General features: G+C 61.9%; 19 protein-coding genes. 10 read left to right on the top strand and 9 right to left on the bottom strand.

The window, feature by feature from the left end; all coding sequences use genetic code 11:
- Positions 1-40 precede the first annotated feature (40 nt).
- The gene (gene gstA, locus GFM02_RS25395) at positions 41-724 is read right to left on the bottom strand and encodes a glutathione transferase GstA (protein ID WP_168323135.1); all 684 of its coding nucleotides are present in this window, start codon (positions 722-724) and stop codon (positions 41-43) included.
- Between the two features lie 116 nt (positions 725-840).
- Between gstA and GFM02_RS25390 the strand changes: the two genes are divergently transcribed.
- Complete coding sequence (locus GFM02_RS25390) at positions 841-1,461, top strand: TetR/AcrR family transcriptional regulator (RefSeq protein ID WP_168323134.1); 621 nt, start codon at positions 841-843, stop codon at positions 1,459-1,461.
- A 97-nt stretch (positions 1,462-1,558) separates the two neighbouring features.
- On the opposite strand, the gene GFM02_RS25385 is transcribed toward GFM02_RS25390, so the two are convergent.
- On the bottom strand, positions 1,559-2,797 hold the full coding sequence (locus tag GFM02_RS25385) for a multidrug efflux MFS transporter (RefSeq protein ID WP_168323160.1): 1,239 nt from the start codon (positions 2,795-2,797) through the stop codon (positions 1,559-1,561).
- Between the two features lie 310 nt (positions 2,798-3,107).
- Here GFM02_RS25385 and GFM02_RS25380 point away from each other — a divergent pair, with 310 nt between their 5' ends.
- Positions 3,108-3,452 carry a nuclear transport factor 2 family protein gene (locus GFM02_RS25380; RefSeq protein WP_164046126.1) on the top strand — a complete coding sequence of 115 codons (345 nt, stop codon included), beginning with the start codon at positions 3,108-3,110 and terminating at the stop codon, positions 3,450-3,452.
- 30 nt (positions 3,453-3,482) lie between these two features.
- Here the strand turns inward: GFM02_RS25380 and GFM02_RS25375 are convergent, their stop codons facing one another.
- The 3 genes from GFM02_RS25375 to GFM02_RS25365 all read right to left on the bottom strand — a co-directional run bounded on the left by GFM02_RS25375 (position 3,483) and on the right by GFM02_RS25365 (position 5,484).
- A complete protein-coding gene (locus GFM02_RS25375; protein WP_168272682.1) occupies positions 3,483-4,214 on the bottom strand; it encodes a sulfite exporter TauE/SafE family protein in 732 nt (243 codons plus the stop codon).
- 61 nt (positions 4,215-4,275) lie between these two features.
- A complete protein-coding gene (locus GFM02_RS25370; protein WP_020049140.1) occupies positions 4,276-4,929 on the bottom strand; it encodes a class I SAM-dependent methyltransferase in 654 nt (217 codons plus the stop codon).
- A gap of 228 nt (positions 4,930-5,157) precedes the next feature.
- On the bottom strand, positions 5,158-5,484 hold the full coding sequence (locus GFM02_RS25365; protein ID WP_168306896.1) for a hypothetical protein: 327 nt from the start codon (positions 5,482-5,484) through the stop codon (positions 5,158-5,160).
- A gap of 224 nt (positions 5,485-5,708) precedes the next feature.
- On the opposite strand from GFM02_RS25365, the gene GFM02_RS25360 reads away from it, so the two are divergent.
- A complete protein-coding gene (locus GFM02_RS25360; RefSeq protein ID WP_008528928.1) occupies positions 5,709-6,311 on the top strand; it encodes a superoxide dismutase in 603 nt (200 codons plus the stop codon).
- A gap of 137 nt (positions 6,312-6,448) precedes the next feature.
- Complete coding sequence (locus tag GFM02_RS25355; protein WP_168323133.1) at positions 6,449-7,294, top strand: metallophosphoesterase; 846 nt, start codon at positions 6,449-6,451, stop codon at positions 7,292-7,294.
- Here the strand turns inward: GFM02_RS25355 and GFM02_RS25350 are convergent.
- Entirely contained in the window at positions 7,291-8,199 is a 909-nt protein-coding gene (locus GFM02_RS25350; RefSeq protein WP_168323132.1) for an AraC family transcriptional regulator, read from the bottom strand. The genes GFM02_RS25355 and GFM02_RS25350 overlap by 4 nt on opposite strands.
- A 176-nt stretch (positions 8,200-8,375) precedes the next feature.
- On the opposite strand from GFM02_RS25350, the gene GFM02_RS25345 reads away from it, so the two are divergent.
- Positions 8,376-9,146, top strand: a complete 771-nt coding sequence (locus GFM02_RS25345) for an SDR family NAD(P)-dependent oxidoreductase (RefSeq protein WP_131665885.1) — start codon at positions 8,376-8,378, stop codon at positions 9,144-9,146.
- Positions 9,147-9,168: 22 nt separating this feature from the next.
- On the opposite strand, the gene GFM02_RS25340 is transcribed toward GFM02_RS25345, so the two are convergent.
- Positions 9,169-9,861, bottom strand: coding sequence for a helix-turn-helix transcriptional regulator (locus GFM02_RS25340; protein ID WP_168272676.1), 693 nt, complete (start codon positions 9,859-9,861; stop codon positions 9,169-9,171).
- A 128-nt stretch (positions 9,862-9,989) separates the two neighbouring features.
- Here GFM02_RS25340 and GFM02_RS25335 point away from each other — a divergent pair, with 128 nt between their 5' ends.
- From GFM02_RS25335 to GFM02_RS25325, 3 genes are all read left to right on the top strand, one after another.
- The gene (locus GFM02_RS25335; protein ID WP_168272675.1) at positions 9,990-10,625 is read left to right on the top strand and encodes a LysE family translocator; all 636 of its coding nucleotides are present in this window, start codon (positions 9,990-9,992) and stop codon (positions 10,623-10,625) included.
- Between the two features lie 191 nt (positions 10,626-10,816).
- Positions 10,817-11,257: a c-type cytochrome gene (locus GFM02_RS25330; protein ID WP_027665083.1), complete on the top strand. Its 441-nt coding sequence runs from the start codon at positions 10,817-10,819 to the stop codon at positions 11,255-11,257.
- A gap of 246 nt (positions 11,258-11,503) precedes the next feature.
- Positions 11,504-12,418, top strand: coding sequence for a cytochrome c (locus GFM02_RS25325; protein ID WP_168323131.1), 915 nt, complete (start codon positions 11,504-11,506; stop codon positions 12,416-12,418).
- Between the two features lie 116 nt (positions 12,419-12,534).
- On the opposite strand, the gene GFM02_RS25320 is transcribed toward GFM02_RS25325, so the two are convergent.
- Positions 12,535-13,164 (bottom strand): glutathione S-transferase family protein, encoded by a 630-nt coding sequence (locus GFM02_RS25320; protein ID WP_131624235.1) that lies wholly within the window; start codon positions 13,162-13,164, stop codon positions 12,535-12,537.
- Between the two features lie 67 nt (positions 13,165-13,231).
- The gene (locus GFM02_RS25315; RefSeq protein WP_168272672.1) at positions 13,232-13,726 is read right to left on the bottom strand and encodes a GNAT family N-acetyltransferase; all 495 of its coding nucleotides are present in this window, start codon (positions 13,724-13,726) and stop codon (positions 13,232-13,234) included.
- A gap of 268 nt (positions 13,727-13,994) precedes the next feature.
- Here GFM02_RS25315 and dmeR point away from each other — a divergent pair, with 268 nt between their 5' ends.
- A complete protein-coding gene (gene dmeR, locus GFM02_RS25310) occupies positions 13,995-14,267 on the top strand; it encodes a Ni(II)/Co(II)-sensing transcriptional repressor DmeR (RefSeq protein ID WP_003546569.1) in 273 nt (90 codons plus the stop codon).
- Between the two features lie 23 nt (positions 14,268-14,290).
- Positions 14,291-15,328, top strand: a complete 1,038-nt coding sequence (gene dmeF, locus GFM02_RS25305) for a CDF family Co(II)/Ni(II) efflux transporter DmeF (protein ID WP_168323130.1) — start codon at positions 14,291-14,293, stop codon at positions 15,326-15,328.
- Positions 15,329-15,463: the final 135 nt, after the last annotated feature.

The following is a 15,463-nucleotide window of genomic DNA, read 5'->3' as shown; positions in this document are numbered from 1 at the left end:
GTCGTCCAGGCGCGGGATGCGTGCGGGCGCGACCCGGGGTTTACGGCCTGACCGGCTCGCCCGTCCGTCCTGATGAAGCGAGATAGGCATGCGGCGCGAAATAGACGCCGCCGGCATCGAAGGCTTCGAGATCTTCGGCCTGCAGCGCCTCGCGCACCTTCGGCCGTGCCGCCACGCGGGCCATGAAGCCGTGCAGCGCCTGCCATTGCTTGAGATCGATATCGGTCCAGGGCGACCAGTTCAGGCAGACGAAGAGATAGGCATCCGCCACGGTGAACGTATCGCCGGTGAGATAGGGTCCGGCAAGACGGCCGTTCAGCCATGTCAGCCGCTTCGATATCAGCGCGCGGACCTCTCCATGAACGCTGGAATAAATCGGATTGAAGAGCAGCACCATCGGCTTGTGCAGCTCGGCGGTGATGAAGTTCAGATAGGATTGCACCTCGTTGCGGCGAATGTTGCCGACTTCAGGCAACAGGGCTGCCCCTTCGGGCACGCTGTCGGCGAGGAACTGCACGATCGCCGGCCCCTCGGTCAGCACCTTGCCATCGTCGAGCATCAGCGCCGGCACATAGCCGTTGCCGTTGATCGCGAGGTAATCCTCGCCATTGCTCGTCCTGTGGGTTTGCCTGTCGACCTGAACGAGCTCGATATCAAGCCCCAGCTCCCGGCAGATGATGTGCGGCGAAAGCGAGCAGGCCGCGGCGTGCATGTAAAGTTTCATTGCGGTTTCCTCTCCTTGGGGAGGCGGTCAATGCCGCCCGTTGATAGCGTTGAATATCTGTACTATTTCGCATAAAATGACTCTCGTCAACAATTTAATGCGAGACGGTACAAAATATGAAAGAAGAGAAGAAGCGTGGCCGCCCGAGGGCCTTCGACGCCAAGGCGGCGCTCGGCAAGGCGCGCGATGTCTTCTGGGACAGGGGGTTTGCCGCCGCCTCGCTCGACAATCTGAGCGCTGCGACCAACCTCAACCGCCCAAGCCTTTACGGCGCCTTCGGCGACAAGGAGGATCTTTATCTCGACACGCTGGAGGGCTATCGGCAGGACGGCATGAATACGCTCGCCGAAGCGCTCGACCCGTCATTGCCGCTGCGCGACAATATTGCCCGGGTCTATGCGGGTGCGCTGGCGATCTATCTGCATGGCGAAACCGCCGCCCGCGGTTGTTTGCTGATCGGCACGGCGTCGGCCGAGGCGGTCCAGCATGAGCGGGTCCGCGAGGTGCTCGGCCGCAGCCTCAACGATTTCGACGACGAGCTCGAAAAGCGCATGCGGCTTGGCGTGGAAAGAGGCGAGCTTCCGGAAAGCGCCGATCCGCAGATGCTTGCCAGGCTCGCCTCCGCCGTCATGCATTCGCTCGCCGTCCGCGCCCGCGCCGGCGACAGCCGCGAGACGCTGGAAGCGATCGCCCGGTCGGGCGTCGAGCTGATCTGCGGGAGCGCCAATAATCCTTAGAGCGGTCCAGGTTTCGCGGAAGCGCAGAACCGCTCTAAGCTTTTGTTTTTACGCAATTCCGGACGGAAAACCGCTTCGCACTTTTCCTGGAATTGCTCTAGGTCGAGCCCCGAGTCTCCGCATCCCTCGGCCGCACTATCCAGGCATAGGCCGCACCGGCGACAAGCAGCACGGAGGTGCCGAGGAAAACCGCCCGCATGCCGATATGGCCGCCGACAAAACCGCCAAGGATGGGGCCGGCCACCTGGCCGACATATTGCGAGGAAATCGAAAGTCCGAGAATGCTGCCGGCCGCACTATCAGGCACGCTGTGTCGGATGACGGCGGCGATGCAGGGCAGTAGCCCGCCGAGTGCTGCGCCCATCAGGAAACGCAGGATGATCAGCTGCCAGGCGCTGGTGACGAAGGCCTGCGGGATCAGCAGCAGCCCGGCGACGGCGAGCGCGCCCGCAATCACCGGCCAGTGGCCGATCCTGTCGGCGAGTTTGCCGAGCCATGAGGCCGACAGAATGCTGCCGAGGGCAGCCGCCGACATGACGACGCCCGATATCATCGTCACCTGGGATTCGACGGGCACGAGCTGCGCGACATAGACGGTGATGATCGGCTCGATCGACATATTGGCAAACATCAAGAGCATGCCGGTCGCCAGCATCGCGATGACGGGCCGCTTGTCGGCAATGGATTTCCAGCCGCCGCTGGCCTTGGCCGCCTTTTTGCGGGCCGGCGATTTCTCTTCCTTGATCAGGAAGGCCGTGGCGAGGAAGGCGAGGAAGATCATGGCGCCGGCGGCGAGGAACGTGCCACGGATACCGATGATGGGCGGCAGCGCGCCGCCGATCAGCGGCCCGACGAGATTGCCGGCCATGATACCGGAGGAGAGCACGCCTAGCGCCCAGGCCGAACGATCCTTCGGCGTCTGCGTCGCCACCAGCACCATCGAGCCGGAGGCATAGCCGCCGGCAAGCCCGACGAAGAGGCGCAGCGCCACCAGCTGCCAGACATTGCCGGCCATGCCCATCAGCGAGATCGCCAGCGTCATGCCGAGACTGGCGCGCACCAGCATCAGCTTGCGGCCGTAGATGTCGCCGAGCCGGCCCCAGAGCGGCGCGACCAGAGCCGCGGCGAAGAAGGTGGCGCCATAGGCGATGCCCGACCATTGCACGATGTCAGCATGGTCGCTGACGCCGAGTTCCTCGACATAGAGCGGCAGGAAGGGCAGCAGCAGCGTCATCGCCACGATCGTGGTAAAGGAGCCGATCAGCGAGATCGTCAGATTGCGCTTCCAGTAGATCGAGCCCGGCCTGGCGCTGGTGTCCCACTGCGTATCGGTCATTCTCTCGGCCCTGGCATTGATCTGGAGGCACGGGTTCCGCCGCGCCTGATGAAATGATGTGCACGTTGCCGCGGCGAGGAAATCGGCGCGGGTGAAACTGTCCTGAAGATCGAGCTTTTCGCGGTCGAGCGCATAGGCCGTAACGGTGCATGCGCTCGCCGCTTCCAGGGCGGGCACGTGCTGATATAACCGCGCTATGGCCCATCCTTCAAGGTGGCTTCGGGCATCGATCGCCTGTGGACCGTCCCGGACGAAAGTGCTAGAACTTAACCGATTGCATGATGCAATCGGTTAATCTGAGGACATTGCCATGAGCGACATGCGCACATCCCGAGAGCAGACCGTCCGTCATCTCTACGCCGCCTATCTCGACGACCGCAAGGATATCGTCGGCGCCATGTTGACGGAGGATTTCACCTTCTCCAGTCCGCGCGACGACCACATCGACCGGGCGACTTATTTCGAGCGCTGCTGGCCGAAGGAGCCGGTCTTCCGCGGCTTTGACATCGAATTCCTGGCGATCGACGGCGACGAGGCGGTCGTCCGCTACCGTGCCGAAAAACGCGACGGCGGCAGCTTCCGCAACATCGAGAGCTTTCGCTTCCGCGGCGACAAGATCGCCTCCGTGGATGTCTATTTCGGCCGGAATCTGTAACTTCGGCCGAGGCAGTGATCGCCCTGTCTTTTAAAGGAGCCGCATCGCCGAAGTGCCGATGATGATCATCGACACCGCCACCATCAGTGGCCGTACCGGCAGCCGCTTGACGAGGATCGCGCCGAAGGGGGCGGCAATGACGCCGCCGATGATCAGGCCGATCGCCGAATCGAGTTCCGACCAGCCGAGCGTCAGGATGAAGGTCAGGGAAATCGTCAGCGTCACCGCGAATTCGGTGAAATTGGTCGAGCCGATCACCCGCTTCAGGTCGTGACCGCGGCTGACGAGCGAACTGGTGACGATCGGCCCCCAGCCGCCGCCGCCGATCGCATCGAGCACGCCGCCGAAAAGCCCGACCGGCGGCACCATCCAGTCGCGAACATCCCGCTTCGGCGGCGGCCGAAAGGCCTTGTAGAGAATCACCAGCCCGATCGCGATCAGATAGGCCGACACGAAAGGCTCGATCGCCTTGCCATCGATATTGGCAAGCAGATAAGCGCCGATCGCGCCGCCGATCATACCGGCCGGTGCAAGCCGCGCCACCAGACGCCAGTCGACGTTGCGATGATAGGCATGCGAGATGCCTGAGGCGGCGGTCGTGAACATTTCCGCCACATGCGTCATGGCGCTGGCATTGGCGGCCGGCACCCCGAAGGCGAGAAGGCTCGTCGTCGACAGCACGCCGAAGGCCATGCCGAGCGCGCCGTCGACGATCTGCGCGCAGAAACCCACGACGATGAAGAAGAAAAAATCCGATGTCATGCAGTCCCCTCAGGCGAACGGTAGCATCAGAACAAACGACGCGGGGAAAAAAGTTCGGGTTTCAGGCGGCAAGTCCACGCTGCTTCAGCCGGATGATCTTGAAGAAGCCGTTGGGAAAGACCGGCAGGATATCGGTCGCGGCAAAATCGCCGCGGCGCTCGGCCCAGGCGACGATGCGGTGGATGCGGAAGGCGGAGGACCAGCCGATGTGACGCATCAGCGGCGCCACCGCCGTCTCGATCGCGCCCTGCAGACCGGCGCCGTCGCCAAGCTTGCTGGCAAGGATGATTTCGCCGCCCGGCCTCAGCACTCTCGCGCATTCGTCCAGCGCCCGTTCGGGTTCGGGGATGAGCGTGATGACGAAGGGCAGGCAGACCGCATCGAAAGACCGGTCGGCAAAGGTGAGCGCATGCGCATCCATCACCTCCAGTGCCTGCACATGCTGCAGCTTCTCGCGTCTCGCCTTTTCACGCGCCCGCGCGATCATGTGTTCGGAAATGTCGATGCCGGTCACCCGGCAGTGGCGCGGGTAATGCCCGAGCGTCAGGCCGGTGCCGACGCCGATCTCCAGGATGTCGGTGCCGGCACCGGCGGCGAGCGCTGCAAGCTTGCGGTGGCCATCGCGCAGGATGCCGCGATAAACCCGGTCATAGACCGGTGCCCAGCGCTGATAGATTTTCTGCTGATCTTCCGCCCTGCTGCGAAGCTCTGACATGCCGGCACCTCCCCAGAAAATTCCAGGAAAAGTGAAAGCGGTTTTCCAGGAATTGCATAAAACAAAAGTTTTGAGCGGTTCTGCGCTCCCATGAAATAGCGCGAACCGCCGTAAAGCCCAGCCTTTCAACTCCTAAGGGTAGGCTCCGGTTCCCCACGAAATGTGGCGCAAGGCACAGATTCTCACCTGCGACCACCTTGGGCGCGCCTCGGTGCAATCCCTGGCCGCCTATTTTGCCGGCGTCAGACCGAGCGTCTTGGCATCCAGCTCGCTACCGATCTCGACAGCTTTCTTTTGCTTGTCGTAGACGCAGATCTGGGCGATCAGCCCCTTGGCGCCCTTCGGCTTGCCTGTCACCAGGGCAAGCCCGTAATGCGAGCTGCCGAAGGGATCGACGGTGGCGCTGGGCTTCTCGATCGTGACCGCTGCCTTCTTGCATTTGGCCTCGACGTCGGCGGCGAGCTGCTTCCAGGCCTCATCAGAGGAGGCATGCGCCGCACCTGCCAGCGAAAGCAGCGCGGCTGTGGCGAGAAGCTGGATTATATTCCTGTTCATATCGGTCTCCGTTGATCTCTATCCCCAGCAAAGCGGTTTTCGGCGCGGGCATCCCCAGGGATTTGTCCAGGCGATTTGCATGCACGATTCCAGCCTTGCAACTGAGGCAAATTTTCCTCCGGCCGGTCGTTTTTTGATAATTCGCCGGTTGCCTCTCCCCCTTTCCCCTCCTATGTTCCGCCTCACCTGCCGAGACGCAATCTAATGCCAAGAGGAGATCTGACATGGCTTTCGAATTGCCTGAACTTCCCTATGACTACGAAGCGCTTGCTCCCTTCATGTCGAAGGAAACGCTGGAGTTCCACCACGACAAGCACCACAAGGCCTATGTCGACAACGGCAATAAGCTCGCCGCCGAAGCCGGTCTTTCGGACCTGTCGCTCGAAGACGTCGTCAAGAAGTCTTTCGGCACCAATGCCGGCCTCTTCAACAACGCGGCCCAACACTACAACCACATCCATTTCTGGAAGTGGATGAAGAAGGGCGGCGGCGGCAACAAGCTGCCGGGCAAGCTCGAAGCGGCCTTCACGTCCGATCTCGGCGGCTACGACAAGTTCAAGGCCGATTTCGCCAATGCCGGCGCCACCCAGTTCGGCTCCGGTTGGGCCTGGGTTTCCGTCAAGAACGGCAAGCTCGAGATCTCCAAGACCCCGAACGGCGAAAACCCGCTCGTTCACGGCGCCACCCCGATCCTCGGCGTCGACGTCTGGGAACATTCCTACTACATCGACTATCGCAACGCCCGCCCGAAATATCTCGAGGCCTTCGTCGACAGCCTGATCAACTGGGACTACGTCCTGGAACGCTACGAAGAAGCCACGAAGTAAGCGGCACCAGGCTCGCCGCCCTGGCGGCGATGTCCGTCCGCCTCTCAAATTCAGCACCCGGCGCCGAAAACGCCGGGTGTTTCGTTTCCACACGAGGCCGTCACATCCCTGTCATCGGCCGCTCCTAATCACGCCCCATGTCTTGTTCTGCTTCTCCCCTGTTCCGCTTCGGCATCATCGCCGACCCGCAATATGCGGCGATCGCGCCGCATATGGCCATGGATCGCTATTATGCCAACAGCCTTGCCAAGGTCGCCGAGGCGATTGAGATCTTCAACGGTGAGGAGCTGAGCTTCGTCATGACGCTTGGCGATGTCATCGACCGCAGCTTTTCAAGCTTCGACGATATCCTGCCGGTCTATGAGACGCTGAGGCACGAGGCGCTCTTCCTGCTCGGCAATCACGATTTCTCGGTCTCTGCAGGACACTTGTCCGAAGTCGCCGCGCGCCTCGGCATGCCGTCGCCCTATTACAGCTTCTTGCGCCACGGCTGGCGCTTTATCGTGCTCGACGGCAACGAGGTCAGCATCTTCGCGCCGCCCGAAGGCCATCATCATCGTGCGCTGGCCGCTGAGATGCTGGCGGAGCTGCAGGCCAAGGGTGCGAAGAATGCCCATCGCTGGAATGCTGCGCTGAGCGACGAGCAGTTCGCCTGGCTTGGCGATGAAATCGCAAGTGCGGCCGAGGCCGGTGAGAAGGTGATCGTCATGAATCACTATCCGGTGCATCCGCCCAGTGAGCACGGCATGTGGGACAGCGAGCGCATCGTCGCGCTGCTCGCCTCTGAGCGCAATGTCGTCGCCTATCTCAACGGTCACGACCACGTCGGCAATTACGGCATGGCCGGCGCCTGCCACTTCGTCAATTTCAAGGGCGTGGTCGATACCGAGACGGAAAACGCCTTCGCGATCGTCGAGGTTCATGCCTCCAGCATCGAAATCCGCGGCTTCGGCCGCGAGGTGAGCCGCAAGCTGTCCATCTAGCTGATTGCCGGCTCAACCGGCATCGCCTTCATTTCACTGATGTCGCGCTTCGGTGGTGTCCCGAACATGCGGGCATATTCGCGGCTGAACTGGGAGGCGCTCTCGTAACCCACCTGATAGGCCGCGTTTGCGACGTTGAACCCATCGGTCACCATCAGCCGCCGGGCCTCGAGCAACCGCAACTGCTTCTGATACTGCAGCGGCGTCATCGAGGTCAGCATTTTGAAATGCTGGTGGAAGGAGGAAGGGCTCATCTTGGCTGCCGCCGCAAGCTTTTCCACCCGGACGGCGTCCGCAAAATTACCGCGCAACAAGTAGATGGCCTCGGCCACGCGGCGCGTATGGCTGTCGGGTAATGCAAGCTTGCAGATCTCATTGCCATTTTTTCCGGAAAGCAACCAGAAACTGATCTCTCGCATGATTGCCGGATGAAGGATTGGGATCGCTTTGGGCGTCGCGAGCGTCCGGATCAGTCTCAGTATGCAGTCCTGCAGCTCGGGGCCGAATTCTTGTACGAAAACACCCGGCCCGCCGTCGCCTGCCGGCTTCGGCGGTGCACCCATCTCCTCCAGCACCTCGCGCAGGATAGTGACGTCGAGTTCCAGGTTGATGGCGATCATCGGCCGTTCGGCACTGGCTTTCGTCACCTGTCCGAAGGCCGGCATCTCGACGCTGATGATCAGCGCCTGCATGGCTTCGTAATCGAAGAGCCGATCTCCGAACATGAGCTGCTTCGCGCCATCGACGATGATGCAGAGCGCCGGTCGGTAGATCGCCGGTTTCGGCATGGAGAGAGTGCTGGAACGCATCAGGAAAAAACCGTCAATAGCGGTGGCAAAAAGCCCGTCGCCTCCGCCATGGGCATCTATGTACCCGTTGAGCGCCTTCTTCAGATCTGCAGACATCCTGGTCTCCAATGAACGCGGGGTCGGTCTGCCGCGCCGGTGAGGGTGATCTTAATCCCTCAGCCCGTCTGGGCAAGGTGTTTGGAGGAATAGGCAAGAAATTGCAGGGTTTCGGCATTCAGCATTCGGGGCTTGCGGCGCATAGATAGGCCATCAAAACATCAGGAGTACCTGAAATGCCTAACCAGAATTCAACCTCTAAAGTCGCAATCGTTACCGGCGGAAGCCGCGGCCTGGGCCGCAATACGGTCGTCAATCTGGCAAGGAGCGGCGTCGATGTGATCTTGACCTACAACTCGAACCGCGACGAGGCAGACAAGGTCGTCGCTGAGATCGAGGCGCTGGGCCGCAAGGCCGCCGCACTTCAACTCGATGCCGGCAACGTGGCAGCGTTCGATGCCTTTGTCGAAAGTGTACGCGAAATCCTCAAGGGCTGGGGGCGTGAGCATTTCGACTTTCTCGTCAACAATGCCGGCACCAGCTACCACGCCCCGATTTCGGAGACAACCGAGGCGGAAATGGACAAGCTTTACAACCTGCATTTCAAGGGCGTCTTTTTCCTCACGCAGAAGCTCCTGCCGGTGATCGAGGACGGCGGCCGCATCGTCAACCTCTCCAGCGGTCTTGCCCGCATGGCCATGGTTGGCGCATCGGCCTATGGCTCGATGAAGGGTGCAGTCGAGGTGCTGACGCGCTACATGGCCAAGGAGCTTGGCCCCCGCGGCATTGCCGTCAACACCGTCGCCCCGGGCGCCATCGAGACCGATTTCAGTGGCGGCATGGTGCGGGACAATCCGGAGATCAACCGTGCAGTCGCTTCTATGACCGCACTCGGCCGCGCCGGTGTGCCCGATGATATCGGGCCGATGATCGCCTCCCTGTTGAGCGATGCCAACCGTTGGGTCAATGCCCAGCGCATCGAGGTTTCGGGCGGCATGTCGCTCTGAATAATCGCGATTGGGTGAACAGCTAGACGGCGATCGGTTTCTCCGTCCAACCGCTGGTCCAAAGTTCCCGCAACCGGTCGCCGTCGCCCTTGAAGAAATCCTCAGCTGTTGCGCAGCGCTCCACCCGGTCGCTGCGGAAATTGCGGATCGCCTGGCGCAGTTCGCACCAGGCGACGATATTGGCGGTCTGCGAATAATAGATCAGCGCGACCGGCCGGATCGTCCTCTCGCTCGCGCGGCCGAGTTCGTCGCGGTAGCCGAGCATCAGCTTGCGTTCGTCACGGATCGCGCGGCGCACGATCGCAAGGTCGAAGCCTGCCGGCTGCGCAATCGAGCCCCAGGCATAAAGCGCCTTGTTGTCCATCGCCTGGCGCAGCGGCGCCGGCACGGCGCCTGATATCTTCCGGTTGACCCGGCGCGCGGCCTGTTTCAGCTCCTCGTCGGCCGTCCGTTCGAGCAGCGCCAGCGACAGCACGATCGCCTCCATCTCCTCGATCGAGAACATCAGCGGCGGCAGGTCGAAACCCGGCCGCATGATGTAGCCGATGCCGCGCCCACCCTCGATCGGCACCCGCATCGCCTGAAGTGCGGCGATGTCGCGGTAGATCGAACGCACGGTCACTTCAAGCGTCTCGGCCATCGCCGCCGCCGTCATCGGCTTTTTTGCCAGCCTGAGGATCTGAATGATCTCGAAAAGCCTGGAGGCCTTGCGCATTTTACCTCTCCATCCGCCACGCTCCTGACAATACACTGTCAGTTGGGTTTGCGTATAGAGCCGCCTATCGGATTGAAATCAATCAGGGTCTTTCAAAACGGCCCGCAGAACCCAAGGCGGTAACTGACATGAACTACCATGAAAACCTCTGGCTCTTCTTCACCCTTCTCTTCGGCATCATCATCGTGCCGGGGATGGACATGCTCTTCGTGCTCGCCAATTCGCTGACCGGCGGCGTCAAACGCGGACTGGCGGCGACCGGCGGCATCATGGCCGGCGGCGCGGTGCATTCGGCCTATGGCGCGGCCGGCGTCGGTGTGCTCGTCACCATACTGCCGCAGCTTTTCAACGTGCTGCTCTTTGCCGGTGTCGCCTACATGATCTGGATCGGTATCTCGCTGATCCGCAGTTCGATCACCGTCGAGGCGGTCGGGCCGGGAACGGCGCGCTCCGGCTGGCGCGCCTTCCGCCAGGGCGCCGTTACCTGTCTCGTCAATCCGAAGGCCTATATCTTCATGTTCGCCGTCTACCCGCAGTTCCTCAGGCCGGAATATGGTCCGATCTGGATGCAGGGGCTGATCATGGGCGCCATGACTGTCGTCACCCAGTTCGCCATCTACGGCACGCTGGCGATGACGGCCGGCCGCAGCCGCGACTTGCTCGTCGCCAACCCTGATGTCACGGCCTTTGTCGGCCGCTTCGCCGGACTGCTGCTGGTTGCGGTCTCTGCCTTCAGCCTCTGGCAGGGGTGGAAAAGCGCCTGAGCGCCACTGCATGTCGGCCGGAAGTGTGCAGCGGTTCCGGGATAACGACATGCATAAAAGCAGAGAACAGCCTATCACATTGTTTTTATGATGATCCGGCAAAACGTGACTGCCCGGACGCATGGATTTTGTCATGCTCCCGGTGCAGATTGGCCATCGGCCATCTTGGCCGAGGAAAAAGGGAGAGAAATATGAATTGGAAAGCAGTAGCTGCCGCAGCAGCGATGGCCGGCATGACCTTCAGTTCGGTGACCGCCGCCGATGGCACCCATGATTCCCGCATTGCGCTGATGAAGAAGATCGGCGGTTCGGCGGGCGCCATGGCCGCCATCGCCAAGGGCGAGAAGCCCTATGATGCCGAGACGGTAAAGGCGGCGCTGACGACGATCGCGGCAACGGCCAAGGTTTTCCCAGACCAGTTCAAGCCGGGCAGCGATATGAATGATCCCGAGGTCAGCCCGAAGGTCTGGGAAAACATGGATGACTTCAAGGCGCGCTCCGCAAAGCTCTCGACTGACGCCGAAACGGCGCTGGCGCAGCTTCCGGCCGACGCCGCCGCCGTCGGCGCCACGGTGAACACCCTCGGCGCCAATTGCGGCGGCTGTCACAAGGCCTATCGTCTCAAGGATTGATAGGCCGACTGAGCAATTCCAGCAAAAGTGTGCAGCTGTTTTGCGCCCGGAATTGCGCAACAAACGACAGCAAATCCAGCGACGGTGGGCGGCTTGCTTCCGCGTGACGCAGGAGACAACGGAAATGCTCCGGATACGCGATCCGCGCCAGCCTTGCCGCCGGCGCGGATCGCCTTATTCTCCGCCTGCGCGGACCGGTCGCAGGATCGACCGGCGGGGATATCATGGCAATAGGGGAGGCGGCGCATGGTCCGCAGGTTCATCCGGTTAGTGCTCTGTCTGATCGGCGTCGCCGTCCTCGGCGGGGGCGCCTTCTATCTCGTCACCGCACCCGATCCGCTGCCGGAGAGCCATTGGGCGGGTCTCGGCGCGCCGGACCCGGCAAATGGTGAGATGGTCTTCTGGGCGGGCGGCTGCGTCAGCTGTCATGCCGCGCCCGGTTCCGAAGGCGATGCCAAATTGACACTTGCAGGCGGCCTGGCGCTGAAGAGCCCCTTCGGGACCTTCCACGTGCCGAACATCTCACCCGATGAAACGGCCGGCATCGGCGGCTGGACGCTTGCTGAGTTCGGCAATGCGATGAAGCGCGGCGTCGGCCCGGGCGGGCAGCATCTCTACCCGTCTTTTCCCTATGGCTCCTATTCCCGCATGAGCGACAAGGATGTCAACGATCTCTTCGCCTTCCTGAAAACCCTGCCGAAGAGCGCAAACGTCACGCCGCCGCACGAACTGCCGTTCCCCTTCAATATCCGGCTGGCGCTCGGCGGCTGGAAATTCCTTTATCTCAATGACCAGCCGCGCGTCGCCCTCGCCAAGAGCGACGACAAGATCAAGCGCGGGCAATATCTCGTCGAAGGCCCCGGCCATTGCGGCGAATGCCATACGCCGCGTGATGCGCTCGGCGGCTTCAAGGTGGATCAGTGGCTTGCCGGCGCGCCCAACCCGGAAGGCAAGGGCCGCATACCCGATATCACCCCGGCCTCCGAGAGCATCGGCGGCTGGAGCGAGGCCGATGTCGCCAGTTACCTCGAAACCGGCTTCACCCCCGATTTCGATTCCGTCGGCGGCCAGATGGTCGATGTCCAGCAGAACATCGCCCGCCTGCCTGCCTCCGACCGCGAGGCGATCGCCGCCTATCTGAAGGCGGTGCCGGGCCGGTAGCGATGGGAGTGGCTGCCCCGCCGGCACGTCGCAGTGGAAGTAACGGTGCCAATCGCGCGAGGCTCGCGCGCGATCACTTGGTTGCTTGGCGCCTTCTCAAAGGTCCCACGCCGTGTCTACAGGGAGGTGGGACCAGGCATGAGATCATAGGGGTGGCGCCAGCCGGGCATGTTGCTGATCCGATCTTTCCAGGCTGCGATTGCCGGAAAGGCGCTGTGATCGATCCCGGTTTCCTCCGGCATGAAGACGTAGCCCGCCAGAGAGAGGTCAGCGATCGTCAGCCGGTCGCCGACCATGAAGGCCCGGTGCGCCAGATGTTCGTCAACAATGGCATAGGCAGCCTTGGCCCTCAGTCTCAAAAACTCGACAACGGGCGTCTCGCCGCTCTTCTGCAGGCCATACATGAACCTCAGCGTCGCGTAATAGCTCGTGAATTTATGGTTGTCGAAAAGGATCCAGCGCATGACGTCGCGTCGTTCTTCGGCCGTCTGCGCCCCAAACTGACCTGTCACCTCTGACAAGTAGTCCAGGATAATCCCCGATTGGCTGATCTTGGTTTGCCCATGTTCGAGCACAGGCGCCTCGCCCTGTTCGTTGATGGTTTTTCGCCATTCTTCGGTTCGCGTTTCGCCGCCCAGATAATCAACGAAAATGCTTTCCCACTTGATGCCGGCAAGCGCAAAGAAGAGTGCGACCTTGTAACAATTCCCCGAGAGAGCGAAGCAATGAAGTTTGAAATCAGGCATGAAAGCTCCTAACAAAAATAAAGACTTAAAGCGCCGATCAAGCGAATCTGAAAGATCGCGAAGCGCTTTAGGCGATCGACTGCATGTAGCGCATGCCGGTCACCGGACGCGGGGTGAAATCCAGCTGTTCGTAGAAGCGGTGCGCCAGCACGTTTCCGGTCGCAGCGCTGACGGAAAGGTAGCCGCAGCCGGCATTGCGGGCTGTCTCGCGCGCCCGGTCAACGAGCAGCTGGCCGGTGCCGTGGCCGCGATGGCCGTCGCGCACGAACAGATGGTGCAGGTCCATGCCGCGCTTGCCTTCCTGCGCCCTGTAGAGCGGCACGAGAATGGCGTAGCCGATCAGCCCTTCGCTGGCCTCGGCGACGAGCGCATTGATCCAGGGCAGGGGCCCGAAGAGATCACGCTCCAGCTGCTCCGGCGTTGTGGCAGCCGCATCGCCGTGATGGGCGGCAAGCAGGGCGATCATCTCGCCGAGTTCGGGCAGGTCGCGCGGCTTGGCGGCACGGATCGTCACCACCGATGGGCGCATCAGTGAAATTTCGCTGTCTTCGATTTCGGTCATGGTCTTCGCGTCCTTTGATAGTCTGCCGTCAGGACGCTGCCGATACAACAAAGCCGCCTGACGGCGGCTTGTTGACAATATGATCTTGTCCAGCCGCCCTTTACAGGTACAGCCAAAAATACGAGCGGCTCTGGTGCGCGTTCTTGATCATGGGTCATAGATCGTCGGAAACGCAGCCTTTGTCAATGGGGATCGGAGCCCCAACATGGCATTGAGCTCCGGCTTCAGTCTTGATAGCATACCCCCCTATACTATATGAGAACCTATCATGTCCCACACCACCCTGCAGAAAAAGAAGCTCGTTGCCCGCATCAGCCGCCTGAAGGGGCAGATGGAGGCGGTCGAGCGCGCGCTCGAGGCCGAGCGCCCCTGCGGCGAGATCCTGCAACTGCTCGCCTCGATCCGCGGCGCCCTGACCGGGCTGACCGGCGAGGTGCTCGACGATCACCTGCGTGAGCATGTGCTGAATGCCGCTGACGATGCGGCAAGGGCAGAGGCGGTGGAGGAAATATCGGAAGTCTTGAGAACCTATATGCGCTAAGCGCGGCGACGAAGGAGCCTGTCATGAGTGCCGGAATCGACAAGGCTGGAATTGATGCCCTGGAACATGATCACGTCTTCCTCGGCACTGATCATGCGCGCAACGAGCGGCGCATCTGGCTGGTGATTGCGCTGACGGCGGTGATGATGGTGGCGGAAATCGCCGCCGGCACCGTCTACGGCTCGATGGCGCTCGTCGCCGATGGCTGGCACATGTCGACCCATGCCAGCGCATTGCTGATTTCCGCACTCGCCTATCTCTTCGCCCGCCGGCAGGCGCGCAACCCGCGTTTCACCTTCGGCACCGGCAAGCTCGGCGATCTCGCCGGCTTCGCCAGCGCCATCGTCCTTGCGCTGATCGCCCTGCTGATGGCCTGGGAGAGCCTGTTGCGCCTTTCCAATCCCGTGCCGATCGGCTTTGCCCAGGCAATCGCCGTGGCGGTGATCGGCCTTGCCGTCAATCTGGTGAGCGCCTGGCTGCTTGCCGGCGGCGGTCATGTCGCGCATGGCAATCATGCGCATCACGGACATGGTCATCACGGGCATGGCAATCACGGGCATGGCAATCACGGGCATGGCAATCATGCCCATGGCCATCATCATCATGGCCATGGCGACCATGCCCACCACGCAAAGACCGGCGACAACAATATCCGCGCCGCCTATCTGCATGTCATCGCCGATGCCCTGACCTCCGTGCTCGCCATTGGGGCGCTGACGCTCGGCAGTCTTTACGGCTGGCTCTGGCTTGATCCCCTGATGGGCATCGTCGGCGGGCTGGTGATCGCCAACTGGTCCTGGAGCCTGATGAGATCCTCGGGCGGCGTTCTTCTCGATGTCGTCCCCGAAGGCGAGACGCTGCCGGCGGAAATCCGCGGGGCCATCGAGACGGAGGACGACCGGATCACCGATCTGCATGTCTGGCAGGTCGGCCCCGGCCATCATGCCGCGATCGTCGCCGTCCTCACCTCGCAGCCGCGCGACCCGGCTTTCTACAAGGGCAGGCTCTCGGCGCTGGGAGAACTGTCGCATGTGACGGTCGAGGTCACGCGCGCCGCATGAGCGGGGCGGGCCGAGACGCTCGACGGACGACAAGATCGCTCGACGGACGATTAACATCGCTCGGCGGACGATTTACATCGCCGCGGGGACGAGATGCCGCCGCAATCGCTGCTTAGCTCTGTCCTCCTGATTCGC

Source organism: Rhizobium leguminosarum bv. viciae (genome assembly GCF_012276115.1).
GTDB classification, from domain to species: Bacteria; Pseudomonadota; Alphaproteobacteria; order Rhizobiales; family Rhizobiaceae; genus Rhizobium; species Rhizobium leguminosarum_T.
Note: the sequence above shows the minus strand (reverse complement) of the source record. Positions and strands in the feature narration are given on the sequence as shown.